Below are 26,997 nucleotides of genomic sequence, written 5' to 3'. Positions count from 1 at the left end.
TCCTGGAAGATCAGTTCTTGGCCTGGGCGGTAGCCGTCGGGTTCTTGGCCGCGGCCACGGTCTTCTTGGCCGGAGCCTTCTTGGCCGCAGGCTTGGCTGCGGGTTTCTTGGCCACGGTGGACTTCTTCGCCGGGGCTGCCGCCTTCTTGCTGGCCGGAGCCGGGACCGTTGGCTTGGCGTCCTGGATAGCGACCATTTCGGTTTCGGATGGGGTCGGCTGGTTGTACTTGCTCAGCAGGCCCAACAGGGTGCTGCGCTGGGTCAGCATGATTTCCACCCGACGGTTCAACGAACGGCCTTGCGGGCTGTCGTTGGCGGCACGCGGCATCACCGCGCCCATGCCACGCAGCATCAGGCGGTCCTGCTTCAGGCCGCTGAGGCTGAAGATCGCGGCCACGGATTGGGCGCGGTCACGGCTCAGCTTCTGATTGGCCAGGGTCGGACCAGTCGCATCGGCATGGCCGAGAATCAGCACGGCGGTCTTCGGATCGCCTTCCACAGCCTTGGCCACGCGGGTGAACGGGCCCAGGGTCACCGGCAGCAGCATCGCCGGGCGATCCGGGTTGAAGGAAGCGTCCACCAGTGCGGTGACTACCAGCACGTTCTCACGACGCTCCACTTGCAGCTTGCTGTCCTTCACCGCTTCACGCAGGCGCGGTTCATAGTCGTCGAGCCAGGCCTGGGTAATTTTCGGGTCGGGCATCGGGATGTCCGCCACGTTGACCTTGCTCAGGGGCTTGGGCTGGCTCTTGCCGAAAGGCCACCACCATGGGTTCTCGGCATCAGCGGCCTTGGCCACGACAGGAGCTGGAGCAGCTTCGGCCTTCTTGGCCTCGGCTACCGGCTTGTCGGCCTCCTTGGAAGAGGAAAACGGCCACCACCAGTTGCCATCTTCAGCCTTGGCCGAAGCGTTCTCAGCCTCTGGGGCCGGGGCCGGGGCCGGAGCTGCCGCTACCGGAGCCGGCTCGGCGGCAGGAGCTGCCGGCTTGCCTGCAGGAGTCTTGGCTGGCGCGGCTGCCTTGGCCGCTGGCGCTGGCTGCTTGGCGGAAGCCGTGGTCTTGCCAGCGGCAGCCGGAGCGCCCTTGGCCGCGACAGCCGGCTTGCCCGCGGGGGCTGCCGGAGCAGCCTCGGCCGTGGCTGGTTGTTCAGCGGCAGGAGCAGGAACGGCTTCCTTGCTGACGGCCTTGTCGCCTCCGAACGACCACCAATGGCCGCCGTCCGCTTCATTTTGTGGGGTTTGTGCGCAACCGGTAACGGTCAGGCAAATGGCCAAGGCTAGAGACTTGTTCGACGACATGGGATATCCACAAAATGAGATAAAAAGTTCGGTCTAAATAACCGCTACAAACAGACGCTTGGAAATTATAAAAGCCACAGGGTTCCGTCCTGCAGCTTTTCAAGCATGTTTAAGCAAAAAAGTTCTTAACAGCAACCTTTTTACAGACAATCCGACAAAACTCGCACCAACTTCTGTGCCCGCGGATCCATCAACACATAGGGACCCAGGGTGTTGGTGACGAAACCGAAAGCCACGTCGCGCTCCGGATCGGCAAAACCGATGGAGCCCCCCGCCCCGGGATGCCCGAATGCCCGTGCCCCCAGGCCAAAGGTCGCGTTGGCCACCTGGGGCTGGTCGAGCATGCAACCCAAGCCGAAACGGGTCTGGGTCAACAGGGTCTTGTCCATGCCCAGGCTATGCTCCCGGGTCAGTTCCTCGAGCATCTCGGCCTCCAGCAAGCTGCCATCGAGCAAGCCGCTGTAGAAGCCGGCGAGGCTGCGGGCGTTGCCATGACCGTTGGCCGCGGGCTGCTGCATGCGCCGCCACTCGGGTTTATTGGTGCTGGTCATGATAGACGGTGGATTGGTAAATGCCCGGGTAGTCATCGCTTCGGGCTCGCGCATGGTCACCTGCAAAAGGCGCTGGGCCGCGGCATCGCCGACATTGCCCTTGCCGCGCGCGATATGCGCCACCCGGTGGAATTCCTCGTCGGCCAGGCCGATATGGAAATCCAGCCCCAGGGGCTTGGCCACCCGGGCCACGATCGATTCGCCAGGGCCACGGCCGTCGGCCCGGCGAATCAGCTCGCCCACCAACCAGCCATAGGTGATGGCGGCATAACCGTGACCTTCCCCCGGTGTCCACCAGGGTTGCTCGGCGGCCAGGGCGTCGACCATGGTCTGCCATTCGTACAGGGCCTGTGGCGGCAGCAACTCACGCAGGGCCGGCAACCCGGCCTGGTGGCACAGCAACTGGCGCAAGGTGATGGCCGCCTTGCCCGCCGCGGCGAATTCCGGCCAGTAGTCGGCCACCGGCGCGTCCAGCTTGAGCTTGCCCTCGGCCACCAACTGCAACGCGGTCACCGCGGCAAAGGTCTTGGTGCAGGAAAACAGGTTGGCGATGGTATCGCTGTGCCAGGCCTCGGCGCCGTCCTTGTCGGCCGTGCCGGCCCAGAGGTCGACCACGGTTTCCCCTCCGACCTGGATGCACAGCGCGGCGCCACGCTCCTGGGGATCTTCGAACAACGCCGCGAAGGCCTCGCGTACCGCCTCGAACTTGAGCTCGTAATGACCTTGAATCTGCACCCCTGAATCCCCCTGCGACAATGCTCGGCAACGTGGCGCGCATTGTTTCAGCCCCAAGGGAATTTGGGAACAACCAGGTCCTACCTGAGCAGGGCCCGAAAGTCCTCAGTGGCCGTTGCCGGAATGGCCACCGGCGTGCGCTTCGGGCCTGGCACTCGGTACGTCCCGGTTTTCCGCCGCAGGCCCGCTGGCGGCGGCCTGCTCGGCCTGGGCCCGAGCGAGCTGCGCGGCCTTGCCCAGTTGCTCCAGCGCCAGCAGGTTGCCCCTGCGCACGGCCTCGACGAAGCCCTGGAACGGCACATCGGTAATACCCACCAGGCCGAAATGACCGTTCTCACCGTCCAGCAGGCGTCCGGTCACCGGCTGGTCCAGGTACTGGAACCAGTGCACTCCGACGATGGACGGCTCGCTCAGTGCCTGTTTGAGGAAGTTGGCATAAGCCGGCCCCCGCTCCTCCTCCCGGGCCAGTTCAGTGACGGCGCCCCAGAACGGGCCGCGATCCCGGGAACCGAAGTTGAACTCGGTGACCAGCACCGGCTTGTCGAGACTGCGCAGGTAGGTGAAATCCTGCCCGTCCTGGGGCTTGAGGGTGTACATGTTGAAGCTCAGCACGTCGCAATACTGGGCACAGGAAGCCACCGCCTCAGGTGTGCTGACGGCAAACCGCCCTCCCAGCAGCAGGTGGTTGGGGGCGTGCCACTTCAACGAATCGGCGATGGTCTTGAAATAGGTATCGGCGAAGACTCGCTGGAAATGCCGGTAGTCGGCCTCGATCTCGGGATGCTCGGGGCTTGGCAACGGCGCCTCGAAGCCCGGGTCTTCCAGCAACTCCCAGGCCGGCAGATCGATACCCCAGGCCTTGGACAGCCCCTGTTGGTTGCGATACTTGTCGCGCAGTTGCTTGAGGAAGGCGCGCTTGGCCGGGACATCGGTGGTCAGGCGCAAAGTACCGTAGGCCAGGGCGAAGCGGGATTTCGCGTCATTTCCCGGACCTGCCCAGGCCAGTTCGTTGTCGGCGAAGTAGCCGATCAGCCACGGATCGTCACGATGATCCCGGGCGGCGATGGCCACGGCGCGCTCGGTGGCCATGGCAAAGCGTGGATCGAAGGGGTCGGGCATGCCGCCCCACCAGTCGCTGCCGGTACTGATGCTGGCGTAATCACCGACGATCGACAGTGGCAAGGTGTAGGGCACCCGATCGGCCAGGCCCAGGGCCGGCGCGCTCCAGTTGCCGATGGTGTTGAAGCCCCAGGCTTGCAGGCGGTCCAGGGTGTGGCCGAGCCAGCGCTTCTGGTCGAACCCCGGTGCCGCGCAGGGCGTCGCCTGGTCGGACGCCGACACGGCCGCGCCAGCAGCGGCGCAAGGTGCGCCATAAGTACGCTGCAGGTTGGCCCGGTAGAAGTCGTACCAGCGCCCGCTGTTGTAGCCCCGCCCGCGGTCGGAGCCGTTGCCGCCACGGTTGTCGCCATCACCGTAATAGGCCGCCAGCGGCTCGCCGTCCTTGGGCAGGTCGCTGAACATCCATTCGCGCCCGGCGACATAGGTGCGGTTGTTGTCCGCAGCCAAGGTGTTGACCCCCAGGGAATAGAACGGATGCCCCTCGGGAGTCACCAGGAACCAGCGGCCATCACGTTTCTGGGTACGAAAGAAGCCGCTGGCCTTGAAGACCGGCCCCTGGCTCAGGCCGCCGAAGCGGTCCAGGGGGGCCTTTTCACGCTCGGCGAGCCAGCCCTTGAGCTGTTGCTGCTCCTTGCTGGCGGCGGATTTGAGTTGCTCGTCGCTGGCGACCTTCTCCGGCCAGCGGTCCCGGGTCGACTGGCCATAGCCGTCCACCAGGGAGCCATACACGGCGCGAACCACGCCCTCGCCGTCCTGCACGCCGAAACGCTCGAGAAGGATGCTTTGCGAAGCCTTGGGGTTGTCCAGGGACAGGGTCACCGACACCACCTGGCTGCGGTCCAGCTGCCCTTCGCTGCTGGCCAACAGGATGCGTTGGCCGTCCACGGTCATGGGCATCGGCGGCGCGGCCTTCATGCCCTGCTCCAGGGCACTGCTGGCCACCAAGGGCACCAGCAGCGTCTGCGCCGGGCCGGCGGGCAAGTCGACCCGGCTGACCAGGGTCTGGCCATCGTTGCTCTGGATGGTCACGTAGAGGGTCAGGGCCCAGTCCATCGCACTCTGGATACGCAGGCTCATCAGCCCCGACTGCGACCAGTCCCAGGCCCCCGCCTGGGGGCTCAGGCGCAAGCTGGGACGCAGTGTCGGGTTGAACGTCACCCGCCGCAGCACTTCACCTTCGGCCGTTTGTTCGGCGTTGTACTGCGGCAGGTTGGCATCCTGGGTCGCCACCTGCACCACGGAGGCCGGGCGGACAAAGTTGAACAACGTTTGTTGTCCGGCAGGGGCCGCCAACACAGGCGCGGCAAACAACAGGGCAAGTACGACGGGCAACGAGCGGCGAATCATATGGGCCGGTTTCTCCTTGTAGGGCCGCTGGGCGGCCGGTGCTCAAGCATTGAAGTGAAATAGACAGCAGGGTGCGCAAAGGTGCGGCCCTGCCCGGTAAACCCGTGAAAAGACCTTGGGCGACGTGGATACCCAAGCCCTCGCCGGGCGGCGTGCTCGCCTGCCCGGCGTATTGCGGCGCCGGCCGGCCGAACAGGCCGTTGAAAAACGTAGGCAAGGCAGTCAGCGCAAGGCAAAAAACAGGCGAAAAAGCGCAATTCACGAGTGGTAAATGAGCATTTTGACCGGGCTGGCGCACCAGCCTGTTTTTAACGCAGCGATGGCAACGCAGGTAGTTTTTCAACGGTCGACTAAGATATTTCCCGGCGAAAAGGCGGCAGGGCATTGAGGATCGCCTTGCCATAGCGCTGGGTGACCAGGCGCCGATCCAACAAGGTGATGGTGCCGCGGTCTTGCTCGGTACGCAGCAGCCGGCCGCAAGCCTGGACCAGCTTGAGGGAGGCATCCGGCACCGAGATTTCCATGAACGGGTTGCCGCCCCGGGCCTCGATCCACTCCGCCAGCGCAGCCTCCACCGGATCGTCCGGTACCGAGAACGGGATCTTGGCGATCACCACGTGCTCGCAATAGGCGCCAGGCAAGTCCACCCCTTCGGCGAAGCTGGCCAGGCCGAACAACACACTGGAATCACCACCATCGACCCGGGCCTTGTGCTTGTTGAGGGTCTCCTGCTTGGACAGGTTGCCCTGGATGAACACCTGCTTGCGCCAGTCGCGATCCAGGCCGTCGAACACGTCCTGCATCTGCTTGCGCGAAGAGAACAGCACCAGGCTGCCCCGGGAGCCTTCCACCAGTTCCGGCAGGTCGCGGATGATCGCTGCGGTATGGGCCGCGGCATCCCGCGGGTCGGCCCGCAGGTCGGGAACCCGCAGCACGCCGGCGTCGGCATGGTGGAACGGGCTGGGGACCACAGCGGTGACGGCCTTCTTCGGCAAGCCGGCACGCATGCGGAAGCGGTCGAAAGTGCCCAGGGCGGTCAGGGTCGCCGAGGTTACGAGGGCGCCGTAGGCCACGTTCCACAAATTGCGGCGCAGCATTTCCGCGGCCAGGATCGGGCTGGCGTTGACCTCGATATCGAACAGCGAGCCGCTCTCGGCCAGGGTCAACCAGCGGGCCATGGGCGGGTTGTCCTCCGGGTCCTCGACGGTGAAGGCCGTCCACAGTTCCCAGTTGCCCGAGGCTCGGGCCAGCAGGCTGCCGAACAGCGGATACCACTCCTCGGCCTGGTTGCTGGCGATGCCGATGTTGACCTCGCCGTCCATGCCTTCCTTGAGCAGGTCGGTCAGGCGAGTGAAGAGGTCGGTCAGGCGCGAGAAGCCTTTCTTCAGCTCGATACCCATCTCGCGCATGTGCTCGGGAATCAGCCCGCCGACAAAACGATGGCGCGGCCGCTCGCGGCCTTCCATGTCTTCACCGGTCTTGAAGTCGGCGATCTGCTCGCAGGCGGTGAACATGAACTGTTGTTGGGTCTTGATCTCCCGCGCCAGCTCCGGCACCTGCTCGATCAGCCGCCCCAGGTCGCCCGGCAGCGGGTGCTGGGCCAGGAGCTTGGTGAGGTTCTTGGCGGTCTGCTCCAGCCAGTCGGCGGTGGAGCGCAACCGGGTGTAGTGGGCGAAGTGGCCGATGGCCTTGTCCGGCAGGTGATGGCCTTCGTCGAACACATAGAGGGTATCGCGGGGGTCGGGCAGCACCGCACCGCCGCCCAGGGCCAGGTCGGCCAGGACCATGTCGTGGTTGGTGACGATCACGTCGACCTTGCCCATGCCTTCCCGGGCCTTGTAGAAGGCGCACTGGCCGAAGTTGGGGCAATGGCGGTTGGTGCACTGGCTGTGGTCGGTGGTCAGGCGCGCCCAGTCGGCGTCTTCCAGGGCGTTGGGCCAACTGTCGCGGTCGCCGTCCCATTTATTGCCGGCCAGTTTCTCGATCATGCTGGTGAACAGCTTCTGGCTCGCCTCGTCCACCTCGATCTTGAAGCCTTCTTCTTCGAACAGCTGGGCGGTGGCGGTCTGCGCGTGGCCTTCCTGCAGGAGCATGTCGAGCTTGGACAGGCACATATAGCGCCCGCGCCCCTTGGCCAGGGCGAAGCTGAAGTTCAAGCCGCTGTTGCGCATCAGGTCGGGCAGGTCCTTGTAGACGATCTGCTCCTGCAGGGCGACGGTGGCGGTGGCGATCACCAGGCGCTTGCCGGCGGCCTTGGCCGTGGGGATCGCCGCCAGGCTGTAGGCCACGGTCTTGCCGGTACCGGTGCCGGCCTCTACCGCGACCACCGCCGGATCGCCGCTGCGCCGGCCCTCGTCGTCGGTATCGACGTCACCCAGGACCTTGGCCACCTCGGCGATCATCAGGCGCTGGCCATAACGCGGCTTGAGGCTCTTGGCTTCGAGAAAACGCGAGTAGGCGCCCTGGATCGTGGTTTTGAGTTCGTTGCTGATCATGATTCTTCAGGCGCACAAAACGCTGGATAAATTTTCAGTGGTTCGAATCGGCCGCTATCATACCCCGCTAATTCATCCTGCGCAGAACGGAGTACCCGAATGACCGCTTTCGCCCTCGCCTACAGCCTGCACGTCCTGGCCGCCCTGGTCTGGGTCGGCGGCATGTTCTTCGCCTGGATGGTCCTGCGGCCCGCCGCCGTGGTGGCCCTGGAGGGGCCCCAGCGGCTCCAGCTGTGGGCCCAGGTGTTCCCGCGGTTCTTCGCCTGGGTCTGGGCGGCAGTGGTGATCTTGCCGATCAGCGGCATCGGCCTGCTGCACCTGCGGTTCAATGGCTTTGAAACCGCACCGCGCTATGTGCACATCATGATGGGCCTGTACCTGGTGATGACCGCGCTGTTCATCCGTATCCAGTCGCTGCAACTGCCGGAGTTGCGCCAGGCGGTGGCGGCCCAGGACTGGCCGGCCGGTGCCGCGGTGCTCGGGCGGATCCGCCGCCTGGTGGGTATCAACCTGATCATCGGCCTGCTGCTGGTGGCCCTGGCGGCTGCCCGGCCGAGCTTCTGAAACGCGATCGCCCGCAGGAGCGGGCGATGGGCATGACACCTGGCAAAGCCGGTTACAGACGCTGCACGGTCAGCGAGCCCGCCACGCCTTCCGGACCCGGTTCGCCCTGGGCACCGGGACGTCCGCCCTTGCCACCGTCGGCCCGGTAGACCAGGCAGCCCTTGGATTTACCGCCCGCGCCCGGCTTGCCACCGGCCCCGGCCAAACCGCCGGCACCGCCATCGACCCAGACCTTGATCTGCTCGTCGGGGAAATCCCGCGGCAGCTCCAGGCGTACCTGGCCACCCGCCGCACCCGGGTGGCCATTGCCGCCATTGTCCCCATCGGCACCACGTCCGGCCTGGCCCCAGGTACAGCCTGGTTCATCACCATTGGCTCCGTCCAGGCCGACATAACCCGGCGCCCCGGTGCCGCCCCGGGCATCCACCGACAGCTCCTGGGCCTTTAGCGACTCGATCCGCAGGTTCAGGTTGCGACCGGGCTTGGCGGTCTTTTCATAGGTCCCCGGCGCCCCCCGGGAGGTGAACTGACTACCCTCGTCCAATTGTGCCCGCTGAATCACCAGATGCAGGCTCTGCCCGGTGGGCACTATGGCGATCCGCGCCTCGCGCCCCAGGTGCAGGTCCTCGACCTTGAGTTCAGTGACATTGGCTGGCACCAGCAAGGTAGCGAAGTCGGCCACGTCCAAGCGTTCCAGGACCAGGCTGCTGGCGGTATTGGGCAAGCGCATGAAGGAATTGGTTTCGACCCTGACCTCCTGGGCCAGGACCAGGGGGCTGAAGAACAGGAGCAGCGGGCAGAGCTTACGCATGATCGGCCTCGACGATAACGGGGGCTGGAAGGGTCTGCAGATGGAAAATACCTACCAGCAGGATTTGCAGGCGATCACGCCAAGGATGGGCACGGCCCTTGAGGCTGCCGTTGAACAGCACCAGCTCCAACAGATGGGTCAGCAGCAACAGGCTGCCCGCCAGGTTGACCAGCAAGTGCAGTGGATTGATCAACGGCCTGGCCAGGTTGATCAACACAACCAGCCAAAACACCAGGGTCAGAAACTTCCCCAGCCCCCATAAGACCTTCATATACCCCCCCTTGTAGGTTCTTCTTTGCGCGCACAGTAACGACTTATTACCGGGATAAGCCAGAGGGAGACGAAAATTCTTCCCACAACAGTGCGTTAGCAACCGGATCGACGAGGATCGCTGCGCCCGCCTCCCCCATGCCACGCTCGGACGCCCCGGCGCGGCACCTCAGCCCGCGCCGGGCGTATCTACTCAACGATTGATCTGGATTTCCGTGCGACGGTTCATGGCCCGTCCTTCTGTGGTCTTGTTGTCCGCCACGGGTTGGCTGGCTCCGGCGCCGGTCACCGAGACGAAGCTGGCACGGGGAATACCGCTCTGGATCAAGTACTCCACCACCGAGTGAGCGCGTTTATCCGAGAGTTTCTGGTTGTAGGCCGCCTTGCCGACGCTGTCGGTATGCCCCGTCACCCGCAGTTGTGCCGAGGCCGACTCTTGCTTCAGGCGAGTCACTATGGTGTTGAGCTTGGTCTTGTCGGCCTCGGTCAGCTTGGCCGAGTCGAAGTGGAAGTGCACATCGCGCACGACGATGGTTTCTTCCTTGACCACCACGACTTCTTCCACCACGGGAGGAGGCAGTGGGCAGCCGCTGGCATCGACCTGCACGCCCTTGGGCGTATGCGGGCACTTGTCACGGCTGTCCGGAACGCCATCGCCATCCTCGTCGCCATCGCCATGCACCCAGCAATAGGCTCCCGCCAAGCCACCGACAACCAGTGCGCCACCGCCCGCCCACGCCGAGCTTTCGGTGGCGCCCAGCGCCGCGCCGGTGACGCCGCCTACCGCGGCGCAGATCGGCCAGTCGGTTTTTTGCAAACCTGCACAACCAGTCAACACACCGGTCAACAGAACCAGGGGTACTGCCGTACGAATGATGCTCATCTGATTTCTCCTGAGGGATCGGCTCGAGGGCCGATTCACGGAGTAAAGACCCGGCCGAAAGCCCGCGCCAGCAAACCGCCAGCGCCTGTTTCGCCCCGTAAACACGGGGGCTCGCGAATAAATGAAGAACCGCTCTAGGCCCGCGGATGCCGGCAAGCTAGTCTTGGACGCTCTGATCGAGGAGCGATGATGAGCGTCGGTATTTCTGCCCGTACCCCGCAGCAGGCACTGGCTGCCTTGCTGGACCGTTATGCACCGCAAAGGCTGCTGCTGATCGGCGCCAGCGACTTTCCTGCCCTGGCCGCGTTCAAGGCCGCCCATCCGGCCACCGAAGTGGCCCAGGCCGCCCCCGGGCCCTTGCCCACCGACCTGGCCGCGCAGCGTTTCGACCTGGCCCTGGTGGTGGATTGCCTGGAGCACCTGCCCAAGCGCGAGGGCCAGAACCTGCTTGGAGGCATCCGCAACCTCAACGCCAGCCGCATCGCCGTGCTGGCCGACCTGGCCGCCTGCGGCTGGCAGGAAACCGACTTCTTCTCCCTGGCCCTGCAAGCCGGCGAGCGCTTCCAGCGGGAGCAACAGGTGCTGACGCTGTTTACCTACGATCTGCTTGAATACAAGCAAGTGCCCGATTGGCTCAATTCACGCTTCTGGGCGAACCCGGAAAATTTTGGAAAGTACTGGTGGTAACACGATGAGCGCTTCGATCTGTCCCTGCGGCAGCGGCAACCTGCTGGACGCCTGCTGCGGCCATTACCATGCCGGCCATCCCGCGCCCTGCGCCGAGGCCCTGATGCGCTCGCGCTACAGCGCCTATGTGCTGGGGCAGGTGGACTACCTGGTAGCCACCACCCTGCCGGCCCAACAGGCAGGGCTGGATCGCCAATCCATCAGCGACTGGAGCGCCCAAAGCACCTGGCTGGGCTTGCAGGTGGAAAACTCGGAGGTATTCGGCGGCCAGCCCGAGCATGCCTTCGTCACCTTCACCGCCCGCTGGCACGACAGCCAGGGCGAGCACAGCCATCGCGAACGCTCGTCGTTCGTGCAGAACCAGGGCCGCTGGTACTTCATCGACCCCACGGTGCAACTCAAGGCCTCGCGCAACGATGCCTGCCCCTGCGGCAGCGGGCAGAAATACAAGAAGTGCTGCGCGGGCTACTTCAGCCGCTGACCCCTCGTCCGCCACGATCAGCCCCGATCCAGGATGGATACAGGGGAGACCAAAAGGAGCCCTGCGATGATCGGTGAGCTGCGCCTGCTACCAATTCTCTGCCTGCTCGGGATGCTGGGCCTGTCCGGCTGCGTGTCGTGGTTCACCGACGAAGACATCGATCCCGAGGTGCACCTGGTCAAGGTCGAGGTGGTCAAGGCCAACTTGCTGGAGCAGCGCTTCACCCTGCACTTGCGGGTGGACAACCCCAACGACGAAGACCTGACCGTGCGCCGCCTGACCTACCGGGTCTACCTGGAGCGCTTTTTGCTCAGCGATGGCGAGCATGAGCACTGGTTCACCGTCACACCCCATAGCAGTCGCTATTTCAAGGTGCCGGTGCGCACCAACCTGTGGCCGCAGATCCGTGACCTGGTGAAACTCCTGCACAAGCCCGACCGGCCGATTCCCTATCGCCTGGAAGGCGAGCTGGAAGTGGGATTATTCATCGGCAAAGACGTGCACCTGAAGCGCAATGGCGTGATAATTCCCGGCGATTTTATCCCGGAGTGACCTTCAATGACCCAGCAACCCCATGTCCATGGCCCTGACTGCAACCACGATCACGACCATCACGACCATGGCCATGTCCACGGCCCGCATTGCAACCACGGCCACCAGGAGCCGGTGCGCAACGCGTTGAAAGATGTCGGCCGCAACGATCCCTGCCCATGTGGCAGCAACAAGAAGTTCAAGAAGTGCCACGGCGCCTGATCCAGCCGTGAAACAACGCCTGCCGGCGGCCTTGCCGGCAAGCGCTGCTGCGCCTAAAGCAGCTGCGCCAGGTTCACCACCGTGGCGTATTCGCCATGCAGATTGGCCAGTGACATGGCATGCACCTCCTCGGCAGTCCGCAGCCGTCCGGCAAAGTCGGGCTTGTCGAAGGTGAAGCAGGCATCGGCCACCACCCAGACCATGAATCCCAGGTTGCCGGCAGTGCGCGCCGTGGACTCCACCGAGTTGTGGGTGGCCACGCCGACGATCACCACTTGCCCGATCCCCGCAGCCCGCAGGTCCGCGTCCAGGGAGTTGCCACAAAACGCATCCGGCACCTGCTTCTGGACCAGCTTCTCCTGCCCCTGGGGACGAAATCGCGACTGGAACTCCACCCCGGACTGACCGGGCCAGAACACCGAGTCCGGCGAGCGTGACAGGTGCTGTACATGGACCACCGGCCAGTTGCGCTCACGCCAGTGGGCGAGTAACTGCAGCATGCGCTCCTCGGCCTGGGGGTTGTTGCGCGGCCCCAATCGGGGGTGCAGGATGCCTTGTTGCTGGTCGATGATGATCAGCGCCGTATCAGCGGTAAGGGGCATGGAGGCTCGTCCTTGGGACATTCGTTCGAAGGCTGCCACTTCAACACTACCCCACAATCCCGGGCAAGCCCTCGAGATCCAATGCCGGGGTTCGTTGTCCCTATACAAGTCACATCCACCTGGAGCGCTGCATGATCGACCTGTACTACTGGACCACCCCCAACGGCCACAAGATCTCGCTGTTCCTCGAGGAAGCCGGGCTGCCCTACAACCTGTACCCGGTCAACATCGGCCTGGGCGAGCAATTCAAGGCCGAGTTCCTCAAGATCGCGCCCAACAACCGCATCCCGGCCATCGTCGACCACCAGCCGGCCGACGGCGGCGCGCCACTGTCGCTGTTCGAGTCCGGGGCGATCCTGTTGTACCTGGCGGAGAAGACCGGCCGCTTCCTGCCCCAGGACCTGCGCGGGCGCCAGGAAGCCCTGCAATGGCTGTTCTGGCAGATGGGGGGCCTGGGTCCGATGGCCGGGCAGAACCATCATTTCGCCCACGCCGCCCCGGAGCGGATCCCCTACGCCGTCAAGCGCTACGTGGACGAAACCGCCCGCCTCTACGGTGTCCTGGATCGACGCCTGGCGGACCGGCCCTTCGTCGCCGGCCGCGACTACAGCATCGCCGACATGGCGATCTACCCCTGGGTCGCCTCCTACAAGAAACAGAGCCAGAGGCTCGAGGACTTCCCGCACCTGCATGGCTGGTTCAACGGCATCAAGGCGCGACCGGCCACCGAACGTGCCTACGCCCTGGTGGAACGGGTCAACCCGACCTGAACCGGGCCCCGCAAGCGCTCCTGCAACCCTGCGGCGCAGGCCTTCGTCCGGGCCTGCGATAAATACCTGTCGCCCCGCTTGCGCGGCACACGCCTGCTCACTAACGTAGCGCCTTTATCGACGCTACCCCCCGCAGGAGCTTTGCCATGGCCTCGCCAGCCTTCTCACATGTTCTTCCCCGATTCGGCGTTGCCGCGGCAGTAGCCGGCGTCCTGAGCCTGGCCGGTTGCCAGTCCTGGAACGCCCAGAACAGCCTGCCTCCCACCTCCGGTGTGCAACCGCTCAAGGGCCTGGCCCAGAACGTCTCGATACGCCGCAACGCCGTGGGCGTGCCGCTGATCGAGAGCAACAGCTTCCACGATGCCCTGTTCAGCCTGGGCTACGTCCATGCCGGCGACCGCATCGGCCAGATGGTGACCCTGCGCCTGCTGGCCCAGGGCCGCCTGGCGGAAATGTCCGGCGCCGACGCCCTGGACGTCGACCGCCTGATGCGCGCGGTGAACCTGAAGAAAAGCGCCGACGAGCTATACAAGGCCTCTTCGCCACGGATCAAGCGCTTCTTCGAGGTCTATGCGCGGGGCGTCAACGCCTACCTGTTCCGCTATCGCGACAAGCTGCCGCCGGACCTGGCGGCCCACGGCTACACCCCCGAATACTGGAAACCCGAAGATTCGGCGCTGATCTTCTGCCTGCTGAACTTCGGGCAATCCGCCAACCTGTTCGAAGAGCTCAACGCCCTGGTGCTGGCACGCAAAGTCGGCAGCGACAAGCTGCCCTGGCTGACCCCCAGCTACCCCGACGAGCCCCTGCCCCTGGCCGAAGCCGAGAAGCTCAAGGGCCTGAACCTCGAGATCCCCGGCCTGGACGAACTCAGCCGCGCCGCCAGCCAGTTGGCCCGGCTCAACACCCTGGGCCTGAGCGGTGGCAGCGACCTGGCCATCGCGCCCCAGCGCAGCCGCAACGGCCGGAGCCTGCTGGCCAGCGACAGCCAGGCCGCTGCCTGGCACTACCTCCAGTTGCGCGCACCCAAGTACCAGGCCGCCGGCGCTGCGATCCCCGGCTTGCCGGCGATCCTCCAGGGCTTCAACGGCAAGGTGGCCTGGAGCCTGAGCTCGGTGCAGGGGGACACCCAGGACCTGTTCCTGGAAAAACTCAAGCGCCAGGGCAATGCCCTGTACTACTTGAACAACGGCAAATGGCAGCCGGTGGCCGTGCGCAACGAGACCTACTTCGTCAAGGGCCAGCGCCCGCTTCGCGAAGCGGTGTACGAAACCCGCCACGGCCCCTTGCTCAACAGCGCCCTGGGCGCCAGCCAGGCCAACGGCCTGGGCTTGGCCCTGCAGACGCCAGAGCTCAAGGACGACCGGAGCCTGGATGCGTTCTTCGACCTGTCCCGGGCGCAGAGCGCCGAGAAGGCCTCGGACGCCAGCCGGGAAATCCGCGCCATCGCCCTGAACCTGCTGTTCGCCGATGCCAGCCACATCGGCTGGCAGGTCACCGGACGCTTCCCCAACCGTCGTGAAGGCGAAGGCCTGCTGCCCTCCCCTGGCTGGGAAGGTCGGTATGACTGGGACGGTTATGCCGATCCGATGCTGCACCCCTACGACCAGGATCCGGCCCAGGGCTGGCTCGCCATCGCCAACCAGCGGGTGATTTCCCGTGGCTACGGCATGCAGCTGTCCAACTCCTGGGACGCCCCGGAACGCGCCGAGCGCCTGGCCCAGCTCGCCTCCAGCGGCAAGCAGGACAACCGCAGCCTGATCGCCATGCAATACGACCAGACCACCCTGTTCGCTACCAAGCTGAAGAAGATGTTCGAGGCCCCCGGCATGGCCCAACCGCTGAAGAAGGCCATCGACACCCTGCCCGATGCCGACCGGGCCAGGGCCCGCGAGGCCTACAGCCGCCTGATGGCGTTCGATGGCAAGCTCAGCGCCGGCTCGGCGGATGCGGCACTGTACGAGCTGTTCCTGCAGGAAAGCGCCCGGCAGATCTTCGTCGACAAGCTGGGTCCGGAATCCGCCGCGCCCTGGCAGGCCTTCGTCGCCAACGGCAGCCTGTCCTACTCGGCCCAGGCCGACCACCTGCTGGGCCAGGAAGACAGCCCGTTCTGGGACGACCCGCGCACGCCACAGAAGGAAGACAAGCCGGCGATCCTGGCCCGCAGCCTGGCCGCCGCGGTCAAGTCCGGCGAGCAACTGCTGGGCAACGATCGCAAGGCCTGGCAATGGGGCAAGCTGCACAGCTACAGCTGGATCGGCGACGACGGCAAGGCCATCCGCGGGCCATCGCAGGCCGGCGGCGACCACAACACCATCAACGCCGCGCCGTACCGCTGGGGCCAGGACTTTGCCGTCAGCGCCGCCCCGGCCTTGCGCATGATCGTCGACTTCGGCCTCAGCGAGCCCTTGATGGGGCTCAACAGCAGCGGCCAGTCCGGCAACCCGGCCAGCCCCCACTACGCCAATGGCATCGATGGCTGGTTCAAGGCCCAGTACCTGAGCTTCCCGATGCAGCCGCAGAACTTCGAGCGCAGCTACGGCAAGACCCGCCTGACCCTGGTCCCGGGCAAGTAACTCCCCCGCCCTTGCGCCCCGCTCGTGCACCCAGTACGAGCGGGGCCTGCCCCCACAACGTGCACCCTGTACGCAACCATCCCCCGGCTGGCACCGCCGTTCCTTCAGCGCCAGCTGAGCACCCGCCCTCTTTCAGCGCGAACGCTGCCTCACCAAGGCTCCCCTGGCTTTTAAAACAGCTGTTCGGGACTCTGGTTCGGAAATTGCTACTTTCATTAAGTCTTATGCGTTGCAGTAACAGCACTCATGCGCCACAAGCGCTCATATCGGCTCTTAGGGATTGAATAATGAAAAAAGCATTGCTGACCCTTTCTGCACTGGCTCTGTGCATGGCCGCCGGCTCGGCGCTGGCCAAGGAATACAAGGAGCTGCGCTTCGGCGTCGATCCTTCGTATGCGCCTTTCGAATCCAAGGCCGCCGACGGCAGCCTGGTGGGCTTCGACATCGACCTGGGCAACGCCATCTGTGCCGAGCTGAAGGTCAAGTGCAAATGGGTCGAAAGCGACTTCGACGGCATGATCCCTGGCCTCAAGGCCAACAAGTTCGATGGCGTGATCTCGTCCATGACCGTGACTGCGGCCCGGGAAAAAGTGATCGACTTCTCCAACGAGCTGTTCTCCGGCCCCACCGCCTTCGTATTCAAGAAAGGCTCGGGGCTGAGCGAAGACACCGCCTCGCTCAAGGGCAAGACCATCGGTTACGAGCAGGGCACCATCCAGGAAGCCTACGCCAAGGCCGTGCTGGACAAGGCCGGGATCAAGACCCAGGCCTACCAGAACCAGGACCAGGTCTATGCCGACCTGACTTCCGGGCGCCTGGATGCCTCGATCCAGGACATGCTGCAAGCCGAGCTGGGCTTCCTCAAGTCGCCCCAGGGCGCCGACTATGAGATCAGCAAACCCGTGGACGACCCCCTGCTGCCAGCCAAGACCGCGGTGGGTATCTCCAAAGGTAACAAAGAGCTGAAAGCGCTCCTGGATAAAGGTATCAAAGCGTTACACGATGATGGCACCTACGCCACCATCCAGAAAAAACACTTCGGTGACCTGAACCTCTACAGCGGTAAATAACCTGCCGGCGCCCATCCTCGATGGGCGCCTTTTTTATCGTCACGGGTCACTGATCGATGTTCGAACAACTCCTAACGAACCTGGGGCTTTCCGCGTTCAGCTTGAAGGGTTTCGGCCCCTTGCTGCTGGAAGGTACCTGGATGACCGTCAAATTGTCGGTGCTATCGCTGCTGGTCAGCGTGCTGCTGGGCCTGATCGGCGCCAGCGCCAAACTCTCCAGCCTTGCCTTGCTACGCATACCTGCCCAGCTCTACACCACCTTGATTCGCGGCGTGCCGGACCTGGTGCTGATGCTGCTGATCTTCTACAGCCTGCAAACCTGGCTGACCTCCTTCACCGATTTCATGGAGTGGGAATACATCGAGATCAATCCCTTCAGCGCCGGGGTGATCACCCTGGGCTTCATCTATGGCGCCTATTTCACCGAGACCTTCCGTGGCGCGATCCTCGCCGTGCCCCGGGGCCAGGTGGAAGCGGCCACCGCCTATGGCCTCAAGCGCGGCCAGCGCTTTCGCTTCGTGGTCTTCCCGCAGATGATGCGCTTCGCCCTGCCGGGCATCGGCAACAACTGGATGGTGATGCTCAAGGCCACGGCCCTGGTGTCGATCATCGGCCTGGCCGATCTGGTCAAGGCCGCCCAGGATGCCGGCAAGAGCACCTACCAGCTGTTCTATTTCCTGGTTCTGGCGGCGCTGATCTACCTGCTGATCACCAGCGCTTCCAATTTCGTCCTGCGTCGGCTTGAACGGCGCTATGCCGCGGGTGCCCGGGAGGCCGTGCGATGATCGAACTCCTGCAGGAATATTGGCGCCCGTTCCTCTACAGCGACGGCTACCACATCACCGGCCTGGCCATGACCATGTGGCTGCTCACGGCCTCGATCGCCATCGGCTTCGTGGTATCGATCCCGCTGTCCATCGCCCGGGTCTCGCCCAGGCGCCTGGTACGCTGGCCGGTGCAGTTCTACACCTACCTGTTCCGCGGCACGCCGCTCTATATCCAGTTGCTGATCTGCTACACCGGGATCTACAGCATCGCCGCCGTCCGCGCCCAGCCGGTGCTGGATGCGTTCTTTCGCGATGCGATGAACTGCACCATCCTGGCCTTCGCCCTGAACACCTGCGCCTACACCACGGAGATCTTCGCCGGGGCGATCCGCAGCATGGCCCATGGCGAGGTCGAGGCCGCCAAGGCCTACGGTTTGAGCGGGTGGAAGCTCTATGCCTACGTGATCATGCCCTCGGCCCTGCGCCGTTCGCTGCCGTACTACAGCAACGAAGTCATCCTGATGCTGCATTCGACCACCGTGGCCTTCACCGCGACCGTTCCCGACATCCTGAAAATCGCCCGTGATGCCAACTCGGCAACCTTCCTGACGTTCCAGTCGTTCGGCATCGCCGCGCTCATCTATCTGTGCGTGACCTTCACCCTGGTGGGCCTGTTCCGCCTGGCCGAACGCCGCTGGCTGGCCTTCCTTGGCCCGACCCACTAGGACTTGCAGCAGGAAAAACACCCAATGCGCCATGAGATCCACGACCTGCTCGCACCGTTGCCGGGCACCGCGCGGCAGGTCCACAGCTTTCACTTCGGCCCCGCCCAGGCCGCTCGCAAGATCTACATCCAGGCTTCGCTGCACGCCGATGAAATGCCCGGCATGCTGGTGGCCTGGCACCTCAAGCAACGCCTGGGGCAACTGGAGGCCGCCGGCCGCCTGCGCCACGAAATCGTCCTGGTACCGGTGGCCAACCCCATCGGCCTGGAGCAGGTATTGATGGACGTCCCCCTGGGGCGCTACGAACTGGAGAGCGGGCAGAACTTCAATCGCAGCTTCGCCGACCTCGGCCTGCAGGTGGGCGATGCCATCCAGGACCTGCTCGACGAGGATCCCCAGCACAATCTCGACTTGATCCGCCGACACCTGGCCGATTCCCTGGCGCGCCAGCGGCCCGAGACCCAGTTGCAGTCCCTGCGCCTGACCCTGCAACGGCTGGCCTGCGATGCCGACCTGGTACTGGACCTGCATTGCGACTTCGAGGCCGTGGCGCATTTGTACACCACCCCCGAGGCCTGGCCACGGATCGAACCGCTCGCCCGGTACATCGGCTCCCAGGCGAGCCTGCTGGCCACCGACTCGGGCGGTTTGTCGTTCGATGAGTGCTTCACCCTGCCCTGGTGGCAACTGCAGCAACGTTTTGGCGAGCGCTTCACGATCCCCACCGGCACCTTGGCGGTCACCGTCGAGCTGCGCGGCCAGGGCGACGTCAATCACCCGCTGGCCAGCCGCGATTGCCAGGCCCTGCTGGACTACCTGACCCACTATGGCGCCATCGCTGGCGAGGCACCGCCGCTGCCGGAACTGGCGTTTCCAGCCACGCCACTGGCCGCAGTGGAGCCGGTGGCGACGCCGTTGGGCGGGCTGCTGGTGTTCACCACCCTGCCGGGACATTACCTGGAGGCCGGACAGCAAGTGGCCGAGATCATCGACCCGATCACCGACCGAGTCACCCCCATCCATTGCCGCAACGCCGGGCTGATGTATGCCCGCTCGCTGCGCCGCATGGCTACCGCCGGCATGGTGGTAGCCCATGTCGCCGGTCGCGAAGCCTATCGCAGCGGCTATCTACTTTCGCCTTGAGGATGCATGCCCCATGTACAAATTGACCGTTGAAGGCCTGCATAAATGCTATGGCGACAATGAAGTGCTCAAGGGTGTTTCCCTCAAGGCCAGAACGGGCGACGTGATCAGCCTGATCGGCGCCAGCGGCTCGGGCAAGAGCACCTTCCTGCGTTGCATCAACTTCCTCGAGACCCCGGATGACGGGGCCATGAGCCTGGATGGCCAGCAGATCCGCATGGTCAAGGACCGCCACGGCATGCATGTGGCCGACCCCGCGCAGCTGCAGCGCATTCGTACCCGGCTGGCGATGGTGTTCCAGCATTTCAACCTGTGGAGCCACATGACCGTACTGGAGAACATCACCATGGCTCCGCGCCGGGTACTCGGGGTCAGCACCAGGGACGCCGAGGAGCGGGCCCGACGCTACCTGGACAAGGTCGGCCTGCCGGCCCGGGTCGCCAGCCAGTACCCGGCCTTCCTCTCCGGCGGCCAGCAGCAACGGGTGGCCATCGCCCGGGCGCTGGCCATGGAACCGGAGGTGATGCTGTTCGACGAGCCCACCTCGGCCCTGGACCCGGAACTGGTGGGCGAGGTGCTCAAGGTGATCCAGGGGCTGGCGGAGGAAGGCCGGACCATGATCATGGTGACCCACGAGATGAGCTTTGCGCGCAAGGTCTCAAGCCAGGTGCTGTTCCTGCATAAGGGCCTGGTGGAAGAAGAAGGTGCGCCCGAAGAGGTCCTGGGCAACCCCAGGAGCGAGCGCCTGAAGCAGTTCCTCAGTGGCAACCTGAAGTAGCCCGTCGCCCGCGCCGCTTCAGCGGGCGCGGGTGCCAGGCGCCCTGCGGCTCAAGCCACAGGCGCGGGTGGCGGCTCGTCCGGCAGGGTCGGCTCGCCAGGTTCGCTGGGCTCGGCGGGCTGAGGGGTATCGGGATCTGGCTGGCCGGGGATGCCCCCGGCCATGTCGACAGGAGGATGCGCCAGCAGGCTCCAGGCCAATACCCCAACCTGATTGGGTTCGAGCCTTGCCAAGGTGGCGCTTATTCGGGGATCGATCTTCATGGGGGCACTCCTGGACTGTATCCGGCACGCTTTGCGCGTGCCGGCGGACACTGCAATAGAGTGTCCGCCCGCCGAGGAATTCCCGCTGTTCGTCAGACGAACGGGATCAGGTACGCGGCAGGGTGACGCCGCGCTGGCCCTGGTATTTGCCGCCACGGTCCTTGTAGGACACTTCGCATTCTTCGTCGGACTGCAGGAAGAGCATCTGCGCCACGCCTTCGTTGGCGTAGATCTTCGCCGGCAAGGTGGTGGTGTTGGAGAACTCCAGGGTCACGTGGCCCTCCCACTCGGGTTCCAGTGGGGTGACGTTGACGATGATGCCGCAACGGGCGTAGGTGCTCTTGCCCAGGCAAATGGTCAGCACGTCACGCGGAATGCGGAAGTACTCGACGGTACGGGCCAGGGCGAACGAGTTTGGCGGAATGATGCACACGTCGCTCTTGATGTCGACGAAGCTGCCGGCATCGAAGTTCTTCGGGTCGACGGTGGCCGAATTGATGTTGGTGAACACCTTGAATTCGTCGGCGCAGCGCACGTCGTAGCCGTAGCTGGAGACGCCGAAGGAGATGACCCGGCTGTCCTGTTCGCCGCGCACCTGGCGCTCGACGAACGGTTCGATCATGCCGTGCTCTTGCGCCATGCGGCGAATCCACTTGTCCGATTTGATGCTCATGGCGGAAGTCCTGAAATAACGAGGTGAAAAATTCTGTGCGGCATCTTACCGGGGCGCGGGGCAGGGTTCAAAGTCCAGGCTGCTTTTCTCGCTCCATCCCGCGTTTTTAAAGGGCTACAAGACAGATGGCCGGTCACCGATCACGAAAACCGAGAAACCTTCGCAATGGCCATTGGCACGTTCGGGAAAAAGGTTTAAGGTGGCGCCACTGTGCTGCTTGTGTCACTGAGAATCTCTACACGATGTTGAATTTCGATCCAACCATCTTCAAGAATTTTTCCTGCTCTTTGCACTCAGTCTCGGCCCGGGCTTTTCCCGAGTCGCAGTTAACTTTGTCCAAGGAGATACACCATGTCTAATCGCCAAACCGGTACCGTTAAGTGGTTCAACGATGAGAAAGGCTTCGGCTTCATCACCCCACAATCCGGTGACGACCTGTTCGTACACTTCAAAGCCATCCAGGCTGACGGCTTCAAAACCCTGAAAGAAGGCCAGCAGGTTTCTTTCGTCGCTACTCGCGGCCAGAAAGGCATGCAAGCTGAAGAAGTACAAGTTATCTAACTTGCACTGATCCAGTAAAAAGCCCCGCCCTCAACAGCGGGGCTTTTTTGTGCCCGAAGGTTTTTCCCGCAACTTCCGCTGGAGCGCGCCCGGGGTTACCAGGTCACGCCGAAACCTACGGTATAGCGAGTCTTGTCCAGGTCGCTGTTTTCGGTACCACGGATCATGTCCTTTTCCGCCTTGAGGTTCAGCGAAGCCCAATCGGTGACCTTGTAGCGCAAGCCCAGCTCGGCATCCAGGGCGTAATCAGCCACCCCGGACAGCGGCCTGCTCACTTCGCCAGCAGTGAAGAACTCGACCCGCTTGCCGATCAGGTAACGGTTGTAGTCCCACTTCATGGCCAGTGAATAGAAATTGTCCTTGCCGCCATCGGCATACCGGTAGTCCGTACGGTTGAGCAGCGAACCCAGGGAGAAGGCTCCCAGTTCGTCGTCCCAGAACTGATAGCCCGGACCAGTACCTACCACCCGTTGCTGCTCGAGATCCTCGACCTTGTCACGCTTGTAGGTCAAGCGGCCCTGCCAGAACCACTGCTGGGTAATGAAGCGGTCCAGGGCGTATTCGGCCTGCCAGTTATCGGTGGTCACCGCCTTGTTCTGGAACTCGCGGTTGTATTCGGCCTCGGCGTTGTGTCGCCAGGCGCCATGGCGCGCGGAGGTCTTGAGGTCTATGTCATAGCGGTCGGTGTCCTTCTCGGCCCGCTTGTAGTCCATGGCCACATCGACATTGCCCTTCCACACGATGTCTTCCACCAGCGGCTTAGGCTTCATGATCTGCTGGATACTGGCCAGTTCCACCGTCCTGGGCGCCTCGCCATTGGCCAGGACGACCTTGCCGTCCTCCGACGCTCGCAGCGACTTGGCCCTCTCCCCCGAATAGGCATCCTCCTTGACCAGCAGCTCCTGGTCGCTTTCCAGGGTCTTGACCTGCTTCCAGTCGATGGAGATAGCCCCGCCATAATCGGTCTGGATCAGCAGCTTGCCACCGTCGAATACCTTGATCTTGCCGCTAACGCGGTCACCGTTCTTCAACCACACGACATCGGCCAGCACGGGCAAGGAAGCGCCAAGCATGGCGAAACACACGAGAATTCTAGGCAACATAGCTAAATACAAAACTCGGACTTGCGAAAAAAACGGCATTATTCCAGTTGGAATAGGCCCTGATCACGAATGACCCGACTATTACGAATGAGTTCAATCCTCATCGGCCTTCAGTCACCACGAACACCTATATCTGGATCCGCGAATGTGACCGAACACAGCGAAGAGCCACAGGCGCCCGCGCAAATCCGACGCACGGCGCTATACCTGACCCTGGCCCAGGTTCCTGAAGGCAAGGTGGTCAGCTACGGCCAACTGGCGGAAATGGCCGGCCTGGGACGAGCAGCGCGCTGGGTCGGACGTACCCTCAGCCAGCTGCCTGCCGACACCAGCCTGCCCTGGCACCGAGTGCTGGGTGCCGGCGGTCGCATCAGCCTGCCCGCAGGCAGCCCATCGGGGGATGAACAACGGGCACGGCTGCGCGACGAAGGTGTCAGTGTCCTGAACAACAGGGTGGATATTCAGCGCCATGGCTGGCGTCCGGTAGAGCACAGCGGTTAGAGTGCGCGCTTTGTTTCCGTAATCCTTGAGGCAGACTCCAGCCCATGCCCCGTAAAACCTGGCGCGCCGCACTTGCCGCCTATGCCAGCCCCTCGACGCTCGTGCTGTTGCTGCTTGGTTTCGCTGCCGGCATGCCTTACATGCTGGTGTTCTCAACGCTTTCGGTGTGGTTGCGCGAGGCCGGAGTGGCCCGCGAAACCATCGGTTATGCCAGCCTGATCGGCCTGGCCTATGCCTTCAAATGGGTGTGGTCGCCCCTGCTCGACCAATGGCGCCTGCCGCTGCTGGGCAAGCTGGGTCGACGACGATCCTGGCTGGTGCTGGCCCAGGCGCTGGTGATCCTGGGCCTGATCGGCATGGGTTTCTGTGATCCACAGAAACACCTGTCCTGGCTGATCGCCATTGCCGTGATTGTGGCCTTCGCCTCGGCTACCCAGGATATCGCCATCGACGCCTACCGCCTGGAGATCGCCGACGACAGCCGCCAGGCCGCCCTGGCTGCCAGCTATATGTCCGGCTACCGCGTGGCGGTACTGCTGGCCACCGCCGGCGCGCTGTTTTTCGCCGAAGGTTTCGGCTCCACCGGCTTCAGCTACAAGCATTCGGCCTGGACCGGCACCTACGTGCTGTTCGGGGTGCTGATGATCCCGGCCTTGATCACCACCTTGCTCATGCGCGAACCCGCAGTGCCCCTGCGCACCCAGCTGTCGGCGGGGCGCTACAGCTTCGCCCACCAACTGATCTCGGTATTCGTGCTGATCGTGTTGCTGGTCTCGGTGCCAGCCACCTTCACCCAGCTCTACAACACCGACTTCGCCAGCGTGATCTTCCACGGCGTCAGCTTGCTGGACCTGCTACTGGAGGATCGGGCCTTCCTGCGTGCCATCCTCTATATCACCCTCACCACGCTGTGCCTGTCGGCCATGGGCCGCCGTGGCCTGGCGCCGGTACTGACGCCGGTCAACGACTTCATCCTGCGCTATCGCTGGCAGGCCTTCCTGCTGTTGGGGCTAATTGCCACCTACCGCATGTCGGACACGGTCATGGGGGTCATGGCCAACGTGTTCTACATCGACCAGGGCTTCACCAAGGACCAGATCGCCGGAGTCAGCAAGATCTTCGGCCTGATAATGACGCTGATCGGCGCCGGCATGGGCGGCCTGCTGATCGTGCGTTTCGGCATCCTGCCGATCCTGTTCATCGGTGGCGCCGCATCCGCCGGCACCAACCTGCTGTTCCTCATGCTGTCCGACATGGGGCCGAACCTGAAGATGCTGATCGTCACCATTTCCCTGGACAACTTCAGCTCCGGAATGGCCACCTCGGCGTTCGTCGCCTACCTGTCGAGCCTGACCAACCTGAAGTTCTCGGCCACCCAATACGCGCTGCTCAGTTCCATCATGCTGTTGCTGCCGCGCCTGATCGGCGGCTATTCGGGGGTCATGGTGGAAAAATTCGGCTATCACGACTTCTTCCTCATCACCGCGATCCTCGGAGTCCCGACCCTGATCCTGATCGCCCTGCACTGGTTCCAGGAAAGCCATCGCGCCGGCCCTAAAGCCGAGGAACAAACCTCGGCCAGCAACAACGCCGTCGGCGAAGAATCCTAACGTTTCCCAGGGGTTGCGGGCTTTTCCAGACCGCCCCTGTCCCTGCCGAGCGCAATCCTGTACGCCAGCGGCACGCGCCCGTACAATGCTCCGTCACTTCCAGTCTTAAGCAACCGATAACGGCCTACCATGCGTACCAGTCAATATCTGCTCGCCACACAAAAAGAAACGCCTTCCGACGCGGTCGTGATCAGCCACCAGCTGATGCTGCGCGCCGGCATGATCCGCAAACTGGCTTCCGGCCTGTACACCTGGCTGCCGATGGGCCTGCGGGTGATGCGCAAGGTCGAGGCCATCGTTCGCGAAGAAATGAACGCCGCTGGCGCGCTTGAAGTGTTGATGCCGGGCATCCAACCGGCCGAGCTGTGGCAGGAATCCGGTCGCTGGGAACAGTACGGCCCCGAGCTGCTGCGCCTGAAGGACCGCCACAATCGCGACTTCTGCGCAGGCCCGACCCACGAAGAAGTGATCACCGACCTGGTCCGCAACGAGCTGAGCAGCTACAAGCAGCTGCCGCTGAACCTGTACCAGATCCAGACCAAGTTCCGTGATGAGATCCGCCCACGCTTCGGCCTGATGCGCGGTCGCGAGTTCATCATGAAGGACGCCTATTCCTTCCACGCCGACCAGGCGTCGCTGCAGGTCACCTATGACCGCATGCACCAGGCGTACTGCAACATCTTCACCCGCCTGGGCCTGAAGTTCCGCCCAGTGGAAGCGGATAACGGCTCCATCGGCGGCGCCGGCTCCCATGAGTTCCACGTACTGGCCGAATCCGGCGAAGACGACATCATCTTCAGCAACGGCTCCGACTACGCGGCGAACATCGAGAAGGCCGAGGCCGTGCCTCGCGAAACCTCACGCCCGGCGCCGACCGAAACCATGCGCCTGGTGGATACCCCTGACGCCAAGACCATCGCCCAGCTGGTGGAAGGCTACGGCCTGCCAATCGAAAAGACCGTCAAGACCCTGGTGGTGCACGCCGAAGAGCCGGGCAAGCTGATCGCCCTGATCATCCGTGGCGACCACGAGCTCAACGAAATCAAGGCTGCCAAGCAGCCAGGCGTCGCCGACCCACTGGTCATGGCCTCCGAAGCCGAACTGCGTGCAGCCATCGGCGCTGGCGCTGGCTCCCTGGGCCCGGTGAACCTGCCGCTGCCGGTCATCATCGACCGCTCCGTGGCCCTGATGAGCGACTTCGGCGTCGGCGCCAACATCGACGACAAGCATTACTTCGGCGTGAACTGGGAGCGCGACCTGCCGGTTCCAGCCGTGGCCGACCTGCGCAACGTGGTCGCCGGCGACCCGAGCCCGGACGGCAAGGGCGTGCTGGAGATCAAGCGCGGCATCGAAGTCGGGCACATCTTCCAATTGGGCAGCAAGTACAGCCAGGCGATGAAGTGCGAAGTGCTGGGCGAGAACGGCAAGCCGGTCACCCTGGAGATGGGCTGCTACGGTATCGGCGTATCTCGCGTGGTGGCTGCCGCCATCGAGCAGAACAACGACGAGAGAGGCATCATCTGGAGCGACACCCTGGCTCCGTTCCAGATTGCCCTGGTACCGCTGCGCTATGAAACCGAACAGGTTCGCGAAGCCACCGACAAGCTCTACGAGCAGCTCACCGCTGCCGGTTTCGAGGTCCTGCTGGACGATCGCGACAAGAAGACCAGCCCGGGCATCAAGTTCGCGGACATGGAGCTGATCGGCATTCCGCACCGCATCGTGGTCAGTGACCGTGGCCTGGCCGATGGCAACCTGGAATACAAGAGCCGTACCGAAGCCGAGGCGCAAGCGCTGCCAGTGGCCGACGTGCTGTCCTTCCTCCAAGCCCGTATCCGTCGCTGAAACCAGATAGAGAAGTC

The 26,997-nt window shown here is 63.9% G+C and carries 27 protein-coding genes; 16 read left to right on the top strand and 11 right to left on the bottom strand.

What is annotated here, in order from left to right:
• Window positions 1-10 precede the first annotated feature (10 nt).
• From AC3WK8_RS06180 to dinG, 4 genes are all read right to left on the bottom strand, one after another.
• The gene (locus AC3WK8_RS06180) at window positions 11-1,297 is read right to left on the bottom strand and encodes an OmpA family protein (RefSeq protein WP_103324192.1); all 1,287 of its coding nucleotides are present in this window, start codon (window positions 1,295-1,297) and stop codon (window positions 11-13) included.
• Between the two features lie 140 nt (window positions 1,298-1,437).
• Complete coding sequence (locus AC3WK8_RS06175) at window positions 1,438-2,583, bottom strand: serine hydrolase domain-containing protein (protein ID WP_103324191.1); 1,146 nt, start codon at window positions 2,581-2,583, stop codon at window positions 1,438-1,440.
• Window positions 2,584-2,688: 105 nt separating this feature from the next.
• On the bottom strand, window positions 2,689-5,049 hold the full coding sequence (locus tag AC3WK8_RS06170) for a beta-galactosidase (protein ID WP_103324190.1): 2,361 nt from the start codon (window positions 5,047-5,049) through the stop codon (window positions 2,689-2,691).
• A 350-nt stretch (window positions 5,050-5,399) separates the two neighbouring features.
• Entirely contained in the window at window positions 5,400-7,544 is a 2,145-nt protein-coding gene (gene dinG, locus AC3WK8_RS06165) for an ATP-dependent DNA helicase DinG (RefSeq protein ID WP_085599204.1), read from the bottom strand.
• Between the two features lie 99 nt (window positions 7,545-7,643).
• Between dinG and AC3WK8_RS06160 the strand changes: the two genes are divergently transcribed.
• Complete coding sequence (locus tag AC3WK8_RS06160; protein ID WP_085599206.1) at window positions 7,644-8,108, top strand: CopD family protein; 465 nt, start codon at window positions 7,644-7,646, stop codon at window positions 8,106-8,108.
• Between the two features lie 52 nt (window positions 8,109-8,160).
• Here the strand turns inward: AC3WK8_RS06160 and AC3WK8_RS06155 are convergent, their stop codons facing one another.
• The 3 genes from AC3WK8_RS06155 to AC3WK8_RS06145 all read right to left on the bottom strand — a co-directional run bounded on the left by AC3WK8_RS06155 (window position 8,161) and on the right by AC3WK8_RS06145 (window position 10,072).
• Entirely contained in the window at window positions 8,161-8,919 is a 759-nt protein-coding gene (locus tag AC3WK8_RS06155; RefSeq protein WP_022642689.1) for a hypothetical protein, read from the bottom strand.
• Entirely contained in the window at window positions 8,912-9,190 is a 279-nt protein-coding gene (locus tag AC3WK8_RS06150; protein ID WP_085599208.1) for a DUF1145 domain-containing protein, read from the bottom strand. Before AC3WK8_RS06150 ends, AC3WK8_RS06155 begins: the two co-directional genes overlap by 8 nt.
• Window positions 9,191-9,382: 192 nt before the next feature.
• Window positions 9,383-10,072: a PA1041 family peptidoglycan-binding anchor lipoprotein gene (locus AC3WK8_RS06145; protein WP_085599210.1), complete on the bottom strand. Its 690-nt coding sequence runs from the start codon at window positions 10,070-10,072 to the stop codon at window positions 9,383-9,385.
• Between the two features lie 189 nt (window positions 10,073-10,261).
• Here AC3WK8_RS06145 and AC3WK8_RS06140 point away from each other — a divergent pair, with 189 nt between their 5' ends.
• The 4 genes from AC3WK8_RS06140 (at window position 10,262) to AC3WK8_RS06125 (ending at window position 11,993) form a co-directional block, all read left to right on the top strand.
• Complete coding sequence (locus tag AC3WK8_RS06140; RefSeq protein ID WP_103324189.1) at window positions 10,262-10,759, top strand: DUF6231 family protein; 498 nt, start codon at window positions 10,262-10,264, stop codon at window positions 10,757-10,759.
• 4 nt (window positions 10,760-10,763) lie between these two features.
• Complete coding sequence (locus tag AC3WK8_RS06135; RefSeq protein ID WP_022642685.1) at window positions 10,764-11,240, top strand: YchJ family protein; 477 nt, start codon at window positions 10,764-10,766, stop codon at window positions 11,238-11,240.
• Between the two features lie 66 nt (window positions 11,241-11,306).
• Window positions 11,307-11,792, top strand: coding sequence for an LEA/WHy family protein (locus tag AC3WK8_RS06130; protein ID WP_085599214.1), 486 nt, complete (start codon window positions 11,307-11,309; stop codon window positions 11,790-11,792).
• Between the two features lie 6 nt (window positions 11,793-11,798).
• The gene (locus tag AC3WK8_RS06125) at window positions 11,799-11,993 is read left to right on the top strand and encodes an SEC-C metal-binding domain-containing protein (protein WP_031321030.1); all 195 of its coding nucleotides are present in this window, start codon (window positions 11,799-11,801) and stop codon (window positions 11,991-11,993) included.
• Window positions 11,994-12,046: 53 nt separating this feature from the next.
• Here AC3WK8_RS06125 and AC3WK8_RS06120 read toward each other — a convergent pair whose 3' ends face one another.
• Window positions 12,047-12,595: a cysteine hydrolase family protein gene (locus AC3WK8_RS06120; protein ID WP_103324188.1), complete on the bottom strand. Its 549-nt coding sequence runs from the start codon at window positions 12,593-12,595 to the stop codon at window positions 12,047-12,049.
• 131 nt (window positions 12,596-12,726) lie between these two features.
• Here AC3WK8_RS06120 and AC3WK8_RS06115 point away from each other — a divergent pair, with 131 nt between their 5' ends.
• The 7 genes from AC3WK8_RS06115 (at window position 12,727) to AC3WK8_RS06085 (ending at window position 20,424) form a co-directional block, all read left to right on the top strand.
• On the top strand, window positions 12,727-13,365 hold the full coding sequence (locus tag AC3WK8_RS06115) for a glutathione binding-like protein (RefSeq protein WP_085599218.1): 639 nt from the start codon (window positions 12,727-12,729) through the stop codon (window positions 13,363-13,365).
• Window positions 13,366-13,511: 146 nt separating this feature from the next.
• A complete protein-coding gene (locus tag AC3WK8_RS06110) occupies window positions 13,512-15,941 on the top strand; it encodes a penicillin acylase family protein (protein ID WP_103324187.1) in 2,430 nt (809 codons plus the stop codon).
• Window positions 15,942-16,228: 287 nt separating this feature from the next.
• Window positions 16,229-17,011: a transporter substrate-binding domain-containing protein gene (locus tag AC3WK8_RS06105; RefSeq protein ID WP_031321029.1), complete on the top strand. Its 783-nt coding sequence runs from the start codon at window positions 16,229-16,231 to the stop codon at window positions 17,009-17,011.
• Between the two features lie 56 nt (window positions 17,012-17,067).
• Window positions 17,068-17,796 (top strand): ABC transporter permease, encoded by a 729-nt coding sequence (locus AC3WK8_RS06100; protein WP_103324186.1) that lies wholly within the window; start codon window positions 17,068-17,070, stop codon window positions 17,794-17,796.
• The gene (locus AC3WK8_RS06095) at window positions 17,793-18,503 is read left to right on the top strand and encodes an ABC transporter permease (RefSeq protein ID WP_022642676.1); all 711 of its coding nucleotides are present in this window, start codon (window positions 17,793-17,795) and stop codon (window positions 18,501-18,503) included. The genes AC3WK8_RS06100 and AC3WK8_RS06095 overlap by 4 nt, the downstream gene beginning before the upstream one ends.
• Window positions 18,504-18,527: 24 nt before the next feature.
• The gene (locus tag AC3WK8_RS06090) at window positions 18,528-19,646 is read left to right on the top strand and encodes a succinylglutamate desuccinylase/aspartoacylase family protein (protein ID WP_103324185.1); all 1,119 of its coding nucleotides are present in this window, start codon (window positions 18,528-18,530) and stop codon (window positions 19,644-19,646) included.
• 13 nt (window positions 19,647-19,659) lie between these two features.
• A complete protein-coding gene (locus AC3WK8_RS06085; protein ID WP_103324184.1) occupies window positions 19,660-20,424 on the top strand; it encodes an ABC transporter ATP-binding protein in 765 nt (254 codons plus the stop codon).
• A gap of 50 nt (window positions 20,425-20,474) precedes the next feature.
• On the opposite strand, the gene AC3WK8_RS06080 is transcribed toward AC3WK8_RS06085, so the two are convergent.
• Window positions 20,475-20,687 (bottom strand): hypothetical protein, encoded by a 213-nt coding sequence (locus tag AC3WK8_RS06080; protein WP_022642673.1) that lies wholly within the window; start codon window positions 20,685-20,687, stop codon window positions 20,475-20,477.
• Window positions 20,688-20,793: 106 nt separating this feature from the next.
• On the bottom strand, window positions 20,794-21,360 hold the full coding sequence (dcd, locus tag AC3WK8_RS06075) for a dCTP deaminase (protein WP_003258001.1): 567 nt from the start codon (window positions 21,358-21,360) through the stop codon (window positions 20,794-20,796).
• A gap of 351 nt (window positions 21,361-21,711) precedes the next feature.
• Between dcd and AC3WK8_RS06070 the strand changes: the two genes are divergently transcribed.
• Complete coding sequence (locus AC3WK8_RS06070) at window positions 21,712-21,921, top strand: cold-shock protein (RefSeq protein ID WP_010445013.1); 210 nt, start codon at window positions 21,712-21,714, stop codon at window positions 21,919-21,921.
• Window positions 21,922-22,016: 95 nt separating this feature from the next.
• On the opposite strand, the gene AC3WK8_RS06065 is transcribed toward AC3WK8_RS06070, so the two are convergent.
• Complete coding sequence (locus AC3WK8_RS06065) at window positions 22,017-23,024, bottom strand: DUF481 domain-containing protein (protein WP_085599226.1); 1,008 nt, start codon at window positions 23,022-23,024, stop codon at window positions 22,017-22,019.
• Between the two features lie 147 nt (window positions 23,025-23,171).
• On the opposite strand from AC3WK8_RS06065, the gene AC3WK8_RS06060 reads away from it, so the two are divergent.
• The 3 genes from AC3WK8_RS06060 (at window position 23,172) to AC3WK8_RS06050 (ending at window position 26,980) form a co-directional block, all read left to right on the top strand.
• A complete protein-coding gene (locus AC3WK8_RS06060; protein ID WP_085599228.1) occupies window positions 23,172-23,525 on the top strand; it encodes an MGMT family protein in 354 nt (117 codons plus the stop codon).
• A gap of 44 nt (window positions 23,526-23,569) precedes the next feature.
• The gene (locus AC3WK8_RS06055) at window positions 23,570-25,135 is read left to right on the top strand and encodes an AmpG family muropeptide MFS transporter (protein ID WP_103324183.1); all 1,566 of its coding nucleotides are present in this window, start codon (window positions 23,570-23,572) and stop codon (window positions 25,133-25,135) included.
• Window positions 25,136-25,264: 129 nt separating this feature from the next.
• A complete protein-coding gene (locus tag AC3WK8_RS06050; protein ID WP_085599230.1) occupies window positions 25,265-26,980 on the top strand; it encodes a proline--tRNA ligase in 1,716 nt (571 codons plus the stop codon).
• Window positions 26,981-26,997: the final 17 nt, after the last annotated feature.

This window comes from Pseudomonas sp. FW507-12TSA, assembly GCF_058781435.1.
This window is presented reverse-complemented; position numbering and strand designations above follow the sequence as displayed.

Bases quoted from the DNA above. Each gene is read 5' to 3' on its own strand.
- AC3WK8_RS06055 (WP_103324183.1), top strand. From the start codon at position 23,570: ATGCCCCGTAAAACCTGGCGCGCCGCACTTGCCGCCTATGCCAGCCCC.
- AC3WK8_RS06070 (WP_010445013.1), top strand. From the start codon at position 21,712: ATGTCTAATCGCCAAACCGGTACCGTTAAGTGGTTCAACGATGAGAAA.
- AC3WK8_RS06120 (WP_103324188.1), bottom strand. From the start codon at position 12,595: ATGCCCCTTACCGCTGATACGGCGCTGATCATCATCGACCAGCAACAA.
- AC3WK8_RS06115 (WP_085599218.1), top strand. From the start codon at position 12,727: ATGATCGACCTGTACTACTGGACCACCCCCAACGGCCACAAGATCTCG.
- AC3WK8_RS06135 (WP_022642685.1), top strand. From the start codon at position 10,764: ATGAGCGCTTCGATCTGTCCCTGCGGCAGCGGCAACCTGCTGGACGCC.
- AC3WK8_RS06125 (WP_031321030.1), top strand. From the start codon at position 11,799: ATGACCCAGCAACCCCATGTCCATGGCCCTGACTGCAACCACGATCAC.
- AC3WK8_RS06160 (WP_085599206.1), top strand. From the start codon at position 7,644: ATGACCGCTTTCGCCCTCGCCTACAGCCTGCACGTCCTGGCCGCCCTG.
- AC3WK8_RS06130 (WP_085599214.1), top strand. From the start codon at position 11,307: ATGATCGGTGAGCTGCGCCTGCTACCAATTCTCTGCCTGCTCGGGATG.
- dinG (WP_085599204.1), bottom strand. From the start codon at position 7,544: ATGATCAGCAACGAACTCAAAACCACGATCCAGGGCGCCTACTCGCGT.
- AC3WK8_RS06050 (WP_085599230.1), top strand. From the start codon at position 25,265: ATGCGTACCAGTCAATATCTGCTCGCCACACAAAAAGAAACGCCTTCC.
- AC3WK8_RS06110 (WP_103324187.1), top strand. From the start codon at position 13,512: ATGGCCTCGCCAGCCTTCTCACATGTTCTTCCCCGATTCGGCGTTGCC.
- AC3WK8_RS06155 (WP_022642689.1), bottom strand. From the start codon at position 8,919: ATGCGTAAGCTCTGCCCGCTGCTCCTGTTCTTCAGCCCCCTGGTCCTG.
- AC3WK8_RS06145 (WP_085599210.1), bottom strand. From the start codon at position 10,072: ATGAGCATCATTCGTACGGCAGTACCCCTGGTTCTGTTGACCGGTGTG.
- dcd (WP_003258001.1), bottom strand. From the start codon at position 21,360: ATGAGCATCAAATCGGACAAGTGGATTCGCCGCATGGCGCAAGAGCAC.
- AC3WK8_RS06085 (WP_103324184.1), top strand. From the start codon at position 19,660: ATGTACAAATTGACCGTTGAAGGCCTGCATAAATGCTATGGCGACAAT.
- AC3WK8_RS06105 (WP_031321029.1), top strand. From the start codon at position 16,229: ATGAAAAAAGCATTGCTGACCCTTTCTGCACTGGCTCTGTGCATGGCC.
- AC3WK8_RS06065 (WP_085599226.1), bottom strand. From the start codon at position 23,024: ATGTTGCCTAGAATTCTCGTGTGTTTCGCCATGCTTGGCGCTTCCTTG.
- AC3WK8_RS06100 (WP_103324186.1), top strand. From the start codon at position 17,068: ATGTTCGAACAACTCCTAACGAACCTGGGGCTTTCCGCGTTCAGCTTG.
- AC3WK8_RS06170 (WP_103324190.1), bottom strand. From the start codon at position 5,049: ATGATTCGCCGCTCGTTGCCCGTCGTACTTGCCCTGTTGTTTGCCGCG.
- AC3WK8_RS06180 (WP_103324192.1), bottom strand. From the start codon at position 1,297: ATGTCGTCGAACAAGTCTCTAGCCTTGGCCATTTGCCTGACCGTTACC.
- AC3WK8_RS06140 (WP_103324189.1), top strand. From the start codon at position 10,262: ATGAGCGTCGGTATTTCTGCCCGTACCCCGCAGCAGGCACTGGCTGCC.
- AC3WK8_RS06080 (WP_022642673.1), bottom strand. From the start codon at position 20,687: ATGAAGATCGATCCCCGAATAAGCGCCACCTTGGCAAGGCTCGAACCC.
- AC3WK8_RS06095 (WP_022642676.1), top strand. From the start codon at position 17,793: ATGATCGAACTCCTGCAGGAATATTGGCGCCCGTTCCTCTACAGCGAC.
- AC3WK8_RS06150 (WP_085599208.1), bottom strand. From the start codon at position 9,190: ATGAAGGTCTTATGGGGGCTGGGGAAGTTTCTGACCCTGGTGTTTTGG.
- AC3WK8_RS06090 (WP_103324185.1), top strand. From the start codon at position 18,528: ATGCGCCATGAGATCCACGACCTGCTCGCACCGTTGCCGGGCACCGCG.